Annotated in this window: 19 protein-coding genes; 10 read left to right on the forward strand and 9 right to left on the reverse strand. The window is 64.8% G+C overall.

Annotation, left to right across the window (positions count from 1 at the left end):
- Positions 1-26 precede the first annotated feature (26 nt).
- Positions 27-1,229: a pyridoxal phosphate-dependent aminotransferase gene (locus FIU85_RS18365; RefSeq protein WP_152497928.1), complete on the reverse strand. Its 1,203-nt coding sequence runs from the start codon at positions 1,227-1,229 to the stop codon at positions 27-29.
- A gap of 99 nt (positions 1,230-1,328) precedes the next feature.
- Between FIU85_RS18365 and FIU85_RS18370 the strand changes: the two genes are divergently transcribed.
- The 3 genes from FIU85_RS18370 (at position 1,329) to FIU85_RS18380 (ending at position 2,599) form a co-directional block, all read left to right on the forward strand.
- A complete protein-coding gene (locus tag FIU85_RS18370; RefSeq protein ID WP_152494513.1) occupies positions 1,329-1,724 on the forward strand; it encodes a helix-turn-helix transcriptional regulator in 396 nt (131 codons plus the stop codon).
- An 8-nt stretch (positions 1,725-1,732) separates the two neighbouring features.
- The gene (locus FIU85_RS18375; protein WP_152492971.1) at positions 1,733-1,990 is read left to right on the forward strand and encodes a succinate dehydrogenase assembly factor 2; all 258 of its coding nucleotides are present in this window, start codon (positions 1,733-1,735) and stop codon (positions 1,988-1,990) included.
- A 108-nt stretch (positions 1,991-2,098) separates the two neighbouring features.
- Positions 2,099-2,599, forward strand: coding sequence for a MarR family winged helix-turn-helix transcriptional regulator (locus FIU85_RS18380; RefSeq protein ID WP_254702944.1), 501 nt, complete (start codon positions 2,099-2,101; stop codon positions 2,597-2,599).
- A gap of 110 nt (positions 2,600-2,709) precedes the next feature.
- Here FIU85_RS18380 and FIU85_RS18385 read toward each other — a convergent pair whose 3' ends face one another.
- The 6 genes from FIU85_RS18385 to FIU85_RS18410 form a co-directional block, all read right to left on the reverse strand.
- Positions 2,710-3,453 carry a DUF1194 domain-containing protein gene (locus FIU85_RS18385; RefSeq protein WP_152497929.1) on the reverse strand — a complete coding sequence of 248 codons (744 nt, stop codon included), beginning with the start codon at positions 3,451-3,453 and terminating at the stop codon, positions 2,710-2,712.
- Positions 3,450-4,154: a DUF1194 domain-containing protein gene (locus FIU85_RS18390; protein WP_254702945.1), complete on the reverse strand. Its 705-nt coding sequence runs from the start codon at positions 4,152-4,154 to the stop codon at positions 3,450-3,452. The genes FIU85_RS18385 and FIU85_RS18390 overlap by 4 nt, the downstream gene beginning before the upstream one ends.
- Positions 4,151-4,765 carry a DUF1287 domain-containing protein gene (locus tag FIU85_RS18395; protein ID WP_152497930.1) on the reverse strand — a complete coding sequence of 205 codons (615 nt, stop codon included), beginning with the start codon at positions 4,763-4,765 and terminating at the stop codon, positions 4,151-4,153. Before FIU85_RS18395 ends, FIU85_RS18390 begins: the two co-directional genes overlap by 4 nt.
- Entirely contained in the window at positions 4,765-5,193 is a 429-nt protein-coding gene (locus FIU85_RS18400; protein WP_152492968.1) for a VOC family protein, read from the reverse strand. Before FIU85_RS18400 ends, FIU85_RS18395 begins: the two co-directional genes overlap by 1 nt.
- Positions 5,194-5,273: 80 nt before the next feature.
- Positions 5,274-6,713, reverse strand: a complete 1,440-nt coding sequence (locus tag FIU85_RS18405) for a hypothetical protein (RefSeq protein WP_152497931.1) — start codon at positions 6,711-6,713, stop codon at positions 5,274-5,276.
- A complete protein-coding gene (locus FIU85_RS18410; protein ID WP_152497932.1) occupies positions 6,640-7,611 on the reverse strand; it encodes a thymidylate synthase in 972 nt (323 codons plus the stop codon). The genes FIU85_RS18405 and FIU85_RS18410 overlap by 74 nt, the downstream gene beginning before the upstream one ends.
- 234 nt (positions 7,612-7,845) lie before the next feature.
- Between FIU85_RS18410 and FIU85_RS18415 the strand changes: the two genes are divergently transcribed.
- The 4 genes from FIU85_RS18415 to FIU85_RS18430 all read left to right on the forward strand — a co-directional run bounded on the left by FIU85_RS18415 (position 7,846) and on the right by FIU85_RS18430 (position 10,142).
- Positions 7,846-8,637 (forward strand): thymidylate synthase, encoded by a 792-nt coding sequence (locus FIU85_RS18415; RefSeq protein ID WP_152497933.1) that lies wholly within the window; start codon positions 7,846-7,848, stop codon positions 8,635-8,637.
- On the forward strand, positions 8,637-9,125 hold the full coding sequence (locus tag FIU85_RS18420) for a dihydrofolate reductase (protein ID WP_152497934.1): 489 nt from the start codon (positions 8,637-8,639) through the stop codon (positions 9,123-9,125). Before FIU85_RS18415 ends, FIU85_RS18420 begins: the two co-directional genes overlap by 1 nt.
- 265 nt (positions 9,126-9,390) lie before the next feature.
- Positions 9,391-9,669: a hypothetical protein gene (locus FIU85_RS18425; protein WP_254702946.1), complete on the forward strand. Its 279-nt coding sequence runs from the start codon at positions 9,391-9,393 to the stop codon at positions 9,667-9,669.
- Between the two features lie 176 nt (positions 9,670-9,845).
- Complete coding sequence (locus tag FIU85_RS18430) at positions 9,846-10,142, forward strand: hypothetical protein (RefSeq protein ID WP_152492964.1); 297 nt, start codon at positions 9,846-9,848, stop codon at positions 10,140-10,142.
- Positions 10,143-10,178: 36 nt separating this feature from the next.
- Here FIU85_RS18430 and FIU85_RS18435 read toward each other — a convergent pair whose 3' ends face one another.
- A complete protein-coding gene (locus FIU85_RS18435) occupies positions 10,179-10,385 on the reverse strand; it encodes a cold-shock protein (protein ID WP_057790118.1) in 207 nt (68 codons plus the stop codon).
- 209 nt (positions 10,386-10,594) lie between these two features.
- Between FIU85_RS18435 and FIU85_RS18440 the strand changes: the two genes are divergently transcribed.
- Together FIU85_RS18440 and FIU85_RS18445 are read left to right on the forward strand one after the other, a co-directional pair.
- Positions 10,595-10,906, forward strand: coding sequence for an arsenate reductase family protein (locus FIU85_RS18440; protein ID WP_152492963.1), 312 nt, complete (start codon positions 10,595-10,597; stop codon positions 10,904-10,906).
- Between the two features lie 18 nt (positions 10,907-10,924).
- Entirely contained in the window at positions 10,925-11,293 is a 369-nt protein-coding gene (locus FIU85_RS18445; RefSeq protein ID WP_152497935.1) for a hypothetical protein, read from the forward strand.
- Positions 11,294-11,392: 99 nt separating this feature from the next.
- Here the strand turns inward: FIU85_RS18445 and thrS are convergent, their stop codons facing one another.
- Positions 11,393-13,372, reverse strand: a complete 1,980-nt coding sequence (gene thrS, locus FIU85_RS18450) for a threonine--tRNA ligase (RefSeq protein ID WP_152497936.1) — start codon at positions 13,370-13,372, stop codon at positions 11,393-11,395.
- A 330-nt stretch (positions 13,373-13,702) separates the two neighbouring features.
- Between thrS and FIU85_RS18455 the strand changes: the two genes are divergently transcribed.
- Positions 13,703-13,888, forward strand: a complete 186-nt coding sequence (locus FIU85_RS18455) for a hypothetical protein (RefSeq protein WP_152474385.1) — start codon at positions 13,703-13,705, stop codon at positions 13,886-13,888.
- Positions 13,889-13,892: the final 4 nt, after the last annotated feature.

Consider the following 13,892-nt stretch of genomic DNA (forward strand, 5'->3'; position numbering starts at 1 on the left):
AGGATTTCGGTCAATCGCCTGACCCATTACGACAATTTTCCGCAAAAGTCCGCTATCCGGGCGCAGGCCTCCTTCAGGGCGGCATCCGATGTGGCGTAACTGACACGGAAATAGGGCGACAGGCCGAAGGCCGCGCCATGCACCACCGCGACGCCGGTTTCCTCAAGCAGCGCCGTCACGAAGGCCTCGTCGCTGTCGATCGCGGTGCCGCCCGCGCTCGTCTTGCCGATCAGTTCTTGAATCGAGGGATAGACATAGAACGCCCCCTCGGGCCGCGGGCAGGTGATGCCCGGGATCGCGTTCAACGCGTCGACCACCAGGTCGCGCCGCCGCACGAAGATCGCGTTATGGGGGGCAAGGAAATCCTGCGTGCCGTTCAGCGCCTCGACCGCCGCCCACTGGCTGATCGAACAGGGGTTCGACGTGGATTGCGACTGGATCTTGCGCATCCCACCGACCAGCACCTCGGGCCCGGCGGCATAGCCGATCCGCCAGCCGGTCATCGCGTAGGCCTTGGAAACCCCGTTGCAGGTCAGCGTGCGGTCGTAGAGCCCCGGCTCGACCTGCGCCGGCGTGCAGAAGCGGAAATTGCCATAGGCCAGGTGCTCGTACATGTCATCGGTCATCACCCAGACATGGCTGTGCCGCATCAGCACATCCGTCAGCGCCTTCAGGTCGTCCCACGAATACCCCGCCCCGGTGGGATTGGACGGCGAATTGAAGATGAACCAGCGGGTCCTGGGCGTGATCGCCGCCTCCAGCGCCTCCGGTGTCAGCTTGAACCCGGTCTCGATCCCCGCCTCGACGATCACCGGCGTACCGCCCGCAAGCGTCACCATGTCGGGGTAGCTGACCCAGTAGGGCGCCGGGATCACCACCTCGTCGCCGGGGTTCAGCGTGGCCATCAGCGCGTTATAGAGGATCTGCTTGCCGCCCGAGGCGATGCTGACCTGCGCACGCGTGTAGTCCAGCCCGTTGTCGCGCTTCAACTTGGCGCAGACCGCGTCCTTCAACTCGGAGATGCCGTCGGGCGCGGTATAGCGCGTCTTGCCCTCCTCGATGGCGCGGATGCCCGCCGCGCGGATGTTTTCCGGCGTGTCGAAATCCGGCTCGCCCGCGCTCAGGCCGATCACGTCCTCGCCCGCGGCCTTCATCTCCAGCGCCTTGGCGGAGATCGCCATGGTCGGCGAAGGTTTCACTTGGGCCAATGTCGCGGATAGCGGATTCATGTCGCACCTCGGGTGGTTTTTCGGCTGTGGTCTTCGTAGGTCATGGCCCGTATGCTAGGCAAGACGCATTCGATGGGCCACGCCCCGGAAAGGAAAACCATGACCGCCGAAACGCAAAACGACTGGTACGATCCCGAGGCCACCACGTTCGGTGACCGCCTTGCGGGCGCGCGCGAGGCGGCGGGCATGACGCAAAAGCAGATGGCGCAGCGCCTCGGCGTCAAGCTCAAGACCCTGCAGGGCTGGGAAGACGACGTGACCGAACCGCGGGCGAACAAGCTTTCCACGATTTCGGGGCTGCTGAACGTCAGCCTGCGCTGGCTTCTCATGGCCGAGGGCGACGGCCCCGACGCCCCCACCGACGCCGCCGAGGATGCGGACGTGACCGCCCTCGTGACCGAGATCCGCGCCTTGCGCACCCAGGTGGTCGGCACCGCCGAACGCCTTGGGCTGCTTGAGAAAAAGCTGCGCAAGGCCCTGCAGGACCGGGTCTGATCCGGCCCGTGACCGAGACCGGCGACACCAGGCTGAAGCGGCTGCGCATGCGGTCGATGCGGCGCGGCACCAAGGAGATGGACATCCTGCTGATGCGCTTTTCCGAGGCGCGTCTGGCCGCGCTGTCCCCGGCCGAACTGGACCTCTACGAGACGCTGCTGGAAGAGAACGACCAGGACCTCTACCAGTGGGTCACGGGGCAGACGCCGCCGCCGCCGCACCTGGCCGACCTGATCGGGCAGGTCCGGGCCGTCTCCGCCGGCTGATGCAAGCCCCGAAATAGTTCGCATTTTACGCGGTATTGGCGGCATTTAACCGATTATTCGGCTTTCTTTGTCACATCGGTCTCCGAGCATTAGCGCACGGAGACAGTGATGAGTTTTCAACAACAGATGCCGACCGCTGTGCAGTCGGATGGATTCATGGCGGGGTATCTCGATGCGCTGTCACTGGTGGAGCGGCTGCACCGGCTGCTTCTGGATGTCATCAAGGACGAGTTCGAGCGCATCGGCGTGCTCGAGATCAACGCGGTACAGGCGCTGCTGCTGTTCAATGTCGGCGACAACGAGGTCACGGCGGGTGAGTTGAAGACCCGCGGCTATTACCAGGGCAGCAATGTCAGCTACAACCTCAAGAAGCTGGTCGAGATGGACTACATGCACCACCAGCGCTGCGAGATCGACCGCCGCTCGGTCCGCGTGCGGCTGACGCAGAAGGGGCGGGGCATCCGCGACGTGGTGGCCGGCCTGTTCGAACGGCACGCCGAGGGGCTGCAATCGCGCGGCGTCATCAGCCATGACGGCATCGACCAGATCACCGGCGCCCTGCGCCGGGTGGAACGCTACTGGACCGACCAGATCCGCTATATCTACTGACCCGTCTCGCGGGAAACCCGCGCCCCGGACATTCGCGAAACGGCGCGCCCTTTCCGGTTGACGACCGCGTCACGCCCTTCGCTGAAACCCCGGGGCGGACGCGATACACTTCAAGGCAGGCGCAGGCCCGCGGGCTGCGGCGGCACGAGCCGGGACAGGTTCGGCAGTTGCAGCTCGCGCACCAGCTTGCGGCGCATGGCGGCGGCGAAATCCGCGTGGTCCCGCGCGGTCTCGGCAAAGGCGCCGGGCCCGTGCAGGACGAAGGCGCGGAAATAGCCTTCCAGAGATTTAACGTTATGCAGGTTCTTCGACGTGTTCGACCGCGATTCCGGCCCGATCACCAGCCCGTTGACGGTCACGTCGCCAAGATCACCCTCGGTCAGATCGCGCGGGTGCAGCCCGATATTGGCCGGCCCGTCGCCCGAGATGTCCAGCGTCCGGCGCAGGCACCCGGCCTGCCGGTTCAGCGCCGCCACCCCGAACAGGATCGCCGCGCTGATCGCCGTGGTGGGATCGTCGCCCCTGGCCTTCTGCGTCGCGCGCAGGCGGGCAGCGACCTCGGCCAGACGCGCCGCGCCGTCGATCTCGGTCCAGTCCAGCAGAACGCGCTGGTCCCGCACGCCGCTCCACTCGTAGATCATCAGCCGCACAGAGGCCTCGGGGACCGCAAGGAACGCCTCCTGCACCTCCGGCGCCAGCAGCGCCGCGGCCAGCCCGTCGGTTTGCAGCCGGTACTCATCCGCATCGACCGATCCCGACACGTCCATTCCCAGTGCCAGCGCCTGCCGGCACTCGGCCAGTCCCAGCCCCGGCCACAGCGCGGCACAGACCAGCACCAGCGCCCGCAACCTCATCCGTGCGGTCCGGGCCGCGTCACGCTGCCCAGGATGATATCGTTGATTTCACGGTAAAGTTTGCGGGTCATCGCCTCGGTGAACTCGTCGAACCCGTTGGCCACCACCAGAAACGCCCCCGGTCCGTGCAGCACTTCCGCCCCGTACCAGGTCAGCACGCTGGGGTCCTCGCCCAGCACCACCAGCCCGTTCACCGTGACGTCCTGCATCGGAAAATGCCGGTAGGCCTCGCGCGGGCCATAGCGATAGTTGTTCACCCCGTCGCCCGACACGTCGATCACCCGCCGCTCGCAGACCGGCCCGTTTTGCAACAGGCTTGCGCCGTACCCCAGCGCCGGCCCCATCGAGGTGGGAAACTCGTCATGGCTGCGGCGCATCTTCAGCAGGGTCTCAACCGCTGCATCGATCGCGCCGGGGCCGTCCAGCACCGTCCAGTCCAGTTGCAGCTTGTGCTGGTAGAACCCGGACCATTCGTAGACCGCCAGGGCCACGTGCCCCGGCGCTCCCCGCAGGATTGCGTGCCGCACCTCCTCGGCATCGAGGGCCGCGGCCAGGCCGACCCGTTGCAGATCGTACTCGGCGGCATCCACCGATGACGACACATCCACCGCAAGCACCAGCGCCAGCCGGCACCCCTCGGCCCCCGCCCTGAGCGGCATCAGCGCCAAGAGCGCAAGGGCCAGGGCGCGCCACACCCTCATTGCGTCAACGCCCGCAGGCGCACGCGCGCGGCTTCATCCAACCGCGCGCGCAGCACCATGTCATGGTCAAACAGAATGTCCTCGGTCCGGGTGCCCCAGCCGATGTTGTGCGTCACCAGCGGCCGCGCGCCATCGGCACTGCGCGTCTCGGCCACGATCCCGATATGCGGCAGGCCCGACCCGGCCAACCGCCAGCTGACGATATCGCCCGGCGCGAAATCGTCCGGGTCGTCGCTCGGACCCTCCGCCGCGCCGATCAGGCGCAGCAGGGTTTCCAGGTTCGGCACGCGCCGGTGGTCGATGTTGCGGTCGGTCGTGGAAAGGCCCCAGAGGGCGGGGTAGGCGGCGAAATCGGACTTCATGTCGCGGTTCACCGCCAGTTGCAGGTCGATCCCGTGCGCAGCGCGCAAGGCCCGGATCACCACGTCGGTGCACACGCCCCGGTCGCGTGGCACGTCGCCGCCGGGAAAGTCCAGCCCCACATAGGACGGATCGTAGATCACCGTCACGCCCACTTGCTTCGCCGCCGCCTCGGCCAGCGCGTCGGCCAGCGCCGGGGCAGGGGCGGCCAGCACCGCCACCGCGATCAGCGGAAGACGGTGCAGACCCATCACCAGTGCCCGGTGCTTTCCATACTGGCCCAGGGCTCTGCCGGCTCCAGCGCGTCGCCCGCTTGCAGCAATTCCACCGAGATGTTGTCGGGGCTGCGCACGAAGGCCATGCGCCCGTCGCGGGGCGGACGGTTGATTGTCACGCCGTTGTCCTGCAGGTGCTTGCACATGTCGTAGATGTTATCGACCGAATAGGCCAAATGCCCGAAATGCCGGCTGTCATCGGGCAGATCGTCGTCGCCGTCCCAGTTCCAGGTCAGCTCGACCGGGCATTCCTCCTGTCCCGGCGGCGCCATGAAGATCAGCGAAAAGCGGCCCTCGTCGCTGTCCATGCGCCGGGTCTCCTTCAGGCCCAAGAGTTCGTAGAAGGCCATGGATTTTTCCAGGTCCTTCACCCGGACCATCGTGTGCAGGTATTTCAGCGCCATAAGCGTGCGGCTCCTTTGTACTTGATTTCCCCACCACAGTTAGCCGAAAGCACCGCGCTGTCCAGAGCGGGGCGGGGGCCTCAGAATTCCGAGCGGATGCCGAAACTGACCGAGGTTTCGTCCACGTCGAACCGGCTGATGTTGGAATCCGTCGCCTCGGTATTCACCGACACGGTGGGCACGAAGCCCAGATAGCTCCAGTCCTGGAAGGTCGCCGTGACGCCGCCGAAGGTGCTGTTGTCGCTGCGCCCGCCGGGGACGGGGCCGATGATGCGGTACTTGTCGTACTCGACAAGGCTGTGGCCCAGCTGAAAGCTGATGAGAGCCGGCCCGATCTCGCGCCCCATCGTGTAGCTGACGATCCCGGTCCACTGGTCGCGCGCGCGGTTCACCCCGTCCGTTTCGGTGGTGCGATAGTTCAGGTATCCGCCGATCCGAGCGCCACTCGCCAGCCTGTAGCTCAGCTGCGCGAAGCCTTCGTATTGCATGGCGTCGTTATAGGGCCAGGTCTCGTCTTCCTGGAACTCGACCGCCCCGCCAAAGCCGAGGCGCATGTTCTCGCCAAGGCGATTGTGCCGTTCGACCCCCAGCCGCGCGAAATCGTAAAGCGGGCTGTCGCCGTACCAGACGCGCCCGCCGGTCAGGTCGAATTCCCACTGGCCGCGCTTGGATCCGTCGACCGCCAGATGGTTCACCCCGACCTGCAACCGCGAGGACGAAATGTCCGACCCGCTCAAGCCCGGCACGGCATCGTTGAACGTCACCTGCCGCGTATAGGCCCGCCCGGTCAGCCGCGTCATGTACCGCTCGCCGTAGGCGATGCGATAGCTGCCCTGCAGGTCGGTGGTGGCGACCACCCCGTCGATCGCCTGCGCGCTGGGCGACAGCACGCCCACCACCGGCACGCCGTCGATGATGTTGTAGGGGCTGTTGGATCCGTTGTTGACGTTGTCGGACGGCGAGATTGAGAATTTCAGGTTGAAGTTCAGCGGGTTGTGCGCGCGCACGGTGCGGAACGCCTTGATCGACTCCTGGCGCACGTCCTCGGTCGGCGCGTGTTGCACCGCGCGGCGCAGCCAGAACTGCGACAAGGTCAGCCGGTCGTCGGCATAGGCCATCTGCGAGGCCAGCTGCGCGGCCTCGTATTTCTGCACCTCTGTCTGGGCGGTGTTGAACGCCTTGCGCGCGGATTTGCGGCCAAACCCGTAGGCCCTGACCTGCGCGAAAGCCAGCGCCTGGGTGTAATGCGCCTGACCGTCACGTGGGTTGGCCTTTAGCAGGCCTTCGCTCAGCTGATAGGCCAGCTTCGGGCGGTCCTGCTTGATCGCCTGCACCGCCAGCGCCTGCGCCTGGGGCAGGGTCATCTCGACGCCGTCTTCGGCCGGGGCCGAAAGACCCCAGGCCGACAGCGCCGCGATCAGCGCAAACGCGGCCGTGGCGCGTGCGTTACGGGTTCGTGCCGGCACAGCCAGTGGCGTCTTCGACAGGTTGGCCACATTGGTCGAGCACGAAAACGCCATATTCCTCTTCGTTTTCGAGGCCGAGCGGGTTGTTCGGTCCGTCGAATTCATCCAGGTGGATGACGCCCGCAACGCCGGACGCGTTCGTGCCTCCGAAAATACCACCGTAATCGCCAATCTTCTGGCCGATCACGTTTTCACCGGGAAAATCGCCCTGCTCGTATTCGGCCTGACCGACGAAGGTACCATCGGAGCTTATCGGTGTGTTGACCAGGACGATCGAGGGCAGCGCGGTGCCGCCGTCCACGATCGTACGTTCGATGATGTTTCCTTCGACCGTAGCGTCATCTCCGAAATTTGCCTGAAGCTCCACGCGCCCGGTGACCTCGGCCGCCTGGGTCGGAACAAGGTCCGGGTCCAGACCGGCCGGAGGGGGCGTGAGATCTTCGCCGGTTCCGGCCAGGTTCGTGACGCCTACGTAGTTACCCGCATAGCTGACCTGGCCCGTTGCCGGCGAAAAGTCACCGTCCCGCTCGTAGTACCCACCCCCGAAAAAGCGGTTGCGCACTCCTCCAGATGCGCTCGTACCGGCTCGAACACCTGAGTTGTTGTTGGCTTCTGCGACGTAGATCGTATAGTGACGGTCGCGCCCGTCGTCCTGGAACGTATAGGCTTGGTACCCGTTCCGATCCAGGCCGGGGCGCCGTCTGTACACGAGAGGATCGTCGCCTCCGTCCAGCGTCAGCCCCTCGACCGTCAATGTCTGCGTCGCCGCATTGTAGTTCAGACGGGTCAGGTCCCCGGCCAGCGCGGTCGGGATGCCTGCGTCGGTCGGGTTGTCACCGTCCCCGCCGGTTCCGGGGTCCGGCGCCGCGGGGTCGGGGGTGAACGGGTTGCTGCCCCCGCCGCATGCCAGCAGGAACGCCGGCAGCACGAGTGATGCCACGAAACGGTTCATGATGAGTACTGCCCTCAATATGTGGTCGTTTTTGTATTGTTTTGCCCGAGAGTCGGCGCGCAAGCCTGCAAAGTCAAAGTTTTTTTCATGCACCGTAGCAGGAAAATCAGGCTGTGTTGCCCCGCAACCGCCACCCGATCTGGAGGATTGTTTGCGCCGCCTCACAAGATATAGTGGGGTGCGACTCGCATTAGTTGTCCGCGCCCCGCAAATGTCCAACGGCGGAAAGACCCGATGAAGCAATATCACGACGCACTGGCCCATGTGATGACCCATGGCGTGCCCTCGACCGACCGGACCGGCACCGGCACGATCTCGGCCTTCGGGCTGCAATCGCGCTATGCCATGGCCGACGGCTTTCCGCTGGTGACCACCAAGAAACTGCACCTGCGCTCGATCATCCACGAGCTTCTGTGGTTCCTCTCGGGCGAGACCAACATCGCGTACCTGAAGGAAAACGGCGTTTCCATCTGGGATGAATGGGCGGACGCGGACGGCGACCTCGGCCCCGTCTATGGCCACCAGTGGCGCCACTGGCCGGGGCCGGTGGGCGAGATCGACCAGATCGAAACCCTGATGCAGATGATCCGCGAAACCCCCGACAGCCGCCGCCTGATCGTCTCGGCCTGGAACCCGGGCGACGTGCCCGACATGGCGCTGCCGCCCTGTCACACGCTCTGGCAGGTGCGCATCGCGGGGGGCAAGCTGCACCTGCAACTCTACCAGCGGTCCGCCGACATGTTCCTGGGCGTGCCGTTCAACATCGCCTCCTACGCGCTTTTGCTGCACATGCTGGCCCATGTCACCGGCTACGAGCCGGGCGATTTCGTGCACAGCTTCGGCGACGCGCATATCTATTCCAACCATGTGGATCAGGTGAAACTGCAGCTCTCCCGCACGCCCAAGCCGCTGCCGACGCTGCGCATCACCCGGGACGTCACGTCGATATTCGACTTCCGCTTCGAGGATTTCGAGATCACCGGCTACGATCCCGATCCGCACATTCCCGCGCCGGTGGCGGTCTGATGATCTCGCTGGTGGTGGCGACCGACCGCAACCGCGCCATCGGGCGGCAGGGGGGCATCCCGTGGCACATCCCCACCGACCTCAAGTTCTTTTCGCGCGAGACCACCGGCACCGCCTGCATCATGGGCCGCCGCACGTGGCAAAGCCTGCCCGAGAAATACCGCCCTTTGCCAAACCGCCTGAACCTGGTCGTGTCCTCCGGCAGCCCCGAGGGCGCCGAGCACGTCCACCCTTCCATCGACAGCGCCATCGCCGCCGCGCATGATGCCGGCTACGCCCATATCTGCGGCATCGGGGGGGCGGGGATCTACGACGCCCTTCTGCCCCGCGCCGACCGGCTGGTGATCACCGAGGTCGACCTGGCCGTTGAGGACGCCGACACGTGGTTCCCGGAGTATGAGGCGGCGGAGTGGCGGGAAACGACCCGCTTCGTGCTCCAGTCCGGCGACCCGCGCTGCGAGGTGGTGGAGCTTCTGCGCAAACGCTGATCAACCGCTCCGCCCGGCTCTGCCGGGCCGCGCCCGACCTCCCCACGGAGGGCGCGTTTGCGACGTCAGACCCAGGATGACCGGCGCGAGTTTGCGGGCGAGACCACCCGGATCGGACCCACCAATGCGCCCTCCAGGTCGGTCGCGTTCCGGCAGAGCCTCCCTCCACGCGCCGCCACATTAGAAATTGACACATTCCCGCCATCGCGTACCATATCTGGTATCCGTGGGACGGGATAAAAAATTCATAGCGAACGAGGACCTTATGCGCATTCTTAAACCCATCGTGGCCGCTCTGTCCATGACCGCCATCGCCGGGCCGGCGCTCGCCGAGGCCAAGATCTACCCTTATCATTCCAAGGAAAACTATTGCCCCTACGGCCTGCAGCCGATCACCATTTCCGGTGTCATCTGCTGCGGCAAGCCGAACCAGACGCAAAGCTACAAACAGGTCATGCAGCACCCGGCGCCCAAAAAACGGCACTATGTCCACAAGTCCCGCCAGTCCTACAACTGTGCCGAAGGGCAGAAGGGCTGCTTCTGAGCCACCGCCGGGGCATGTGAAATCCGGGGAAAGGGCGCATCGGGGGTGCGCTCTTTTTTCGTGTGGCGGTGGCGGTCCGGCGGGCGCGGGCGTATATCTTGCGTATATACGCGCACTATACTTGTCGTCATGAATCTGTTACATATCGCCTCCCGGTGATTTACAGGAGTAGCCCCATGTTCAGGTGTATCGTCCCAGTCGCCCTGGCCGCCCTCGGCGCCGTTCCGGCGGTTGCGGCCAGCCCCATCGCGGACATTCTCTGCGCGCCAAGCCACAGCCTCACGCAGAAGCTGACCCGCCAGTTCGGCGAGTCGCGTCTCGCACGGGGCACCCAGGGTCCCGATCAGGTCATGGAGGTCTGGACGGATGACAGCGGCGGCTGGACGCTGGTGGTGACGTATGCCACCGGCACGTCCTGCATCGTCGCAATGGGGGAAAATTGGGACGTTGTTCAGGCCGACAACCCGGCCTGAACCGCTCTTTCGCGTCGCACACACGCTCGGGCGGTTTCAGACCGCCTTCAGATTGACCGCCATGGGCCGACCGTCGCGGCCTTCCTGAAGCTCGTATTCAACCTTCTGATTGTCGGCCAGGCCGGTCATTCCGGATTGTTCCACCTGACTGATATGCACGAAGACGTCCTTGCCGCCTTCTTCCGGGGCGATGAAACCATAGCCCTTCGTCGTATTGAACCATTTAACGGTGCCTGTCGGCATTCCGCTTCTCCTTCTTGCCGTTCTATTCCCCGGGTATGCCGGGCCATGCGGCCAAGGGAGCCTCTGCTGGCCCCCGGCACGTCGGCCGGAGGTTGCAAGACCAAGACCACGGTAATGAAGATTGTGCACAGCGTGTAAAAAGCAAGTGAAACACGGCGGGCCGATGCTTAGGTAGGGGTCACCTGATGAAAACGTGAGCGGATGACACCATGATCCTTTACGGGCTGAAAACCTGCGACACCTGCCGCAAGGCGCTGAAATCTCTTGAAAACGCCGGGTTTCGCGATGTCCGTGCCGATGGCGTGCCCGCCGACGTGCTGCGGGCGGCGCATGGAAAATTCGGCGCAGCCTTGCTCAACACCCGCTCCACCACCTGGCGCGGCTTGTCCGAGGCCGAACGCGCGGGCGACCCGCTCGACCTGCTCGCGGCGCATCCCACGCTGATGAAACGCCCGCTGATCGACGATGGCGGCACGCTCTACCTCGGATGGGGCAAGGACGTGCAGGCGGCGCTGACGTAACGAACAAAGGAGACCGCCATGCGCAACGCGGCACTTGTTTTGGGCATCATCGGCGGCTGCCTTGCCCTGATCGTGGGCTTCTTCACCTTCGGCTACACGGAGTTCATCCGGGAATACGGCGAGGTCGAGGGTCTGGCCACCGCGCTCGACCGCGAGGGGCTGGTGCGCACCGCCAGCTTCGTCTCGCCGCTGCTGGCGATTGCGGGGGCGGCCATGTCCAAGGCGCGGGCGCTCTGGGGCGGCATCCTGATGCTGATCTCGGCCGGGCTGATGGCCTACACCTTCGGCATCGGGGCCTTCACGCTGTTCCCCATCGGTTTCGTCGGGCTGGCCGGCCTCTTGGCCATCGCCGCCGGCAAACCCGATGAGCCCAAGGCGCACTTCTGACTCTCGGCCAACAAAAGCTCACCCCGCCCCGGCCCCCGAGCCGGGGCCTCGCGACCAAGGGCAGGCGGCCCCGGGTCAAGCCCGGGGCGGGTGAGTCCCTCAGGCCAGGTCTGGCGGCGTCGCGTCCTTGGCCAGCACCGCCGTGACCTCGTCGAGGCTCTGCACGCTGGTCTGCTTCTCGCCCAGGCGGCGCACCGACACGGTCTTTTCCTCGACCTCGCGCATCCCCACGGCCAGGATCACCGGCACCTTGCCCACCGAATGTTCGCGGACCTTGTAGTTGATCTTCTCGTTGCGCAGATCCGCCTCGGCCCGCACGCCCGCGGCCTTCAACTGATCCACGACCTCCAGCACATAGTCATTGGCCTCGGACACGATCGAGGCCACGACCACCTGCCGCGGGGCCAACCAGAAGGGCAGCTTGCCTTCCCAGTTCTCGATCAGGATGCCGATGAACCGCTCGAAGCTGCCCAGCGTCGCGCGGTGCAGCATGTAGGGCCGGTGCTTCTCGCCGTCCGCGCCGATATAGGTCGCATCCAGCCGCTCGGGCAGGTTGGGGTCCACCTGGAACGTGCCGCATTGCCAGACCCGGCCGATCGCGTCGGTCAGGTAAAAGTCCAGCTTGGGGCCATAGAACGCCCCATCGCCCGGCTCCAGCGTATAGTCACGCCCCACCGCCTTGATCGCGTTCTCCAGCGCGCCTTCGACGTAATCCCAGGACTCGTCGCTGCCCACGCGCTTTTCGGGGCGGGTGGCGAACTTGATCTCGAACTCGGGGAAACCCAGCTCGCGGTAGACATCCGCCAGAAAGTCGATGAACCGCGCGCATTCCTCCTGGATCTGCTCTTCGGTGCAGAAGATATGCGCGTCGTCCTGGGTGAACCCGCGCACCCGCATGATCCCGTGCAGCGCGCCCGACGGCTCGAACCGGGCACAGGAGCCGAACTCGGCCAGCCGCAGGGGCAGGTCGCGATAGGATTTCAGACCCTGGTTGAACACCTGCACGTGGCAGGGGCAGTTCATCGGCTTCAGCGCGTTGATCCGCGTCTGATCCTTGTTCTTGACGCTGGCGTCGTCATCCTCGCCGTCGCGGCTTTCGTCCACCTCCACGATGAACATGTGGTGCTGGTACTTGTCCCAGTGGCCGGACTTTTCCCACAGCTTGCGGTCCACGACCTGCGGCGTGTTGATCTCGCGGTATCCGCCCGCGCGCTGCTTGCGGCGCATGTAGTCCTGCAACTGGGTATAGATCGTCCAGCCATTGGGGTGCCAGAACACTTGGCCGGGCGCTTCCTCCTGCATGTGAAACAGGCTCATCTCTCGGCCCAGCTTGCGGTGGTCGCGCTTCTCGGCCTCTTCCAGGAAATTCAGATACGCCTTCAGCTTTTCCTTGCCGGTGAAGGCCACGCCATAGATCCGCTGCAGCATCTGGCGGCTGGAATCCCCGCGCCAATAGGCCCCCGCAATGGACATCAGCTTGAAGGCATCCGCGGGCACCTGGCCCGTATGCTGCAAATGCGGCCCCCGGCACAGGTCCTGCCAATGCCCGTGCCAGTACATCCGCAACGGCTCGTCGCCCGGAATGGCCTCGATCAGCTCCACCTTGTAGGGCTCGCCATTGTCCTTGTAGTGCTGCACCGCGCGGTCGCGTTCCCACACCTCGGTGCGGACAGGGTCGCGCAGGTTAATGATCTCGCGCATCTTTTTCTCGATGGCACCCAAATCCTCGGGCGTGAACGGCTCGGCTCGGTCGAAATCGTAATACCAGCCATTCTCGATCACCGGCCCGATGGTGACTTTCGTGTCGGGCCAGATCTCCTGCACCGCCCGGGCCATGATATGCGCGAGGTCGTGGCGCACCAATTCATTGGCGGCCTCCTCGTCCTTCATCGTATTGATGGCGATCTGCGCGTCGCGCTCGATGGGCCAGGCCAGATCCCAATGCTTGCCATCGACATGTGCCGAAATGGCCTTCTTGGCCAGCGAGTTGGAGATATCGGCGGCCACTTCGGCGGGGGTGATCCCAGCGTCGTATTGCCGCGCATTGCCATCGGGAAGGGTAAGGGAGATCTGAGCCATGTCTGGCCTCCTCGTCAGTTTGGCGCCCACGGAACGCCCGGTTGCGGGTTATGGTCTTGGCCCGGGTTGTGGCGCGGGGCGGGGGGCAAGTCAAGCGCGGCTTGCCCAAGCTGGGCGTTCCTCTCGCCGGGACGACCGGCCAAACGCGGATTCGGTGTGCAAACGTATGCGAATCCGCCTTGCCGCGTCGCAGCGCACCCTTCTGAAAGCCTCTGATAAAGAACGAAAAATTCCCCTTTACGATCTGCCGAAATCTCCTATATAACAATATCGAAACGTGCATTCAGCTTTGCTTATCGCACGTAACCGCATCGGAAGGAGCAGAAGAACATGGCACGCTACAACGACACATTCGAACTTTCCGTCGAGGATATGGACCTGATCGAAAGCGCACTGCACAGTTCGAAGGTCAACCAACCCGAGCCGGTGACCCGCCGCATCCACGACCTGCTGGGCCGCCTGCACAATCAAAAAGTTTTTTACCGTCCCAAGTCCGCGCCCTATGTCGGAGGCTAACCAG

Source organism: Roseovarius sp. THAF8 (assembly GCF_009363735.1).
Lineage (GTDB): Bacteria > Pseudomonadota > Alphaproteobacteria > Rhodobacterales > Rhodobacteraceae > Roseovarius.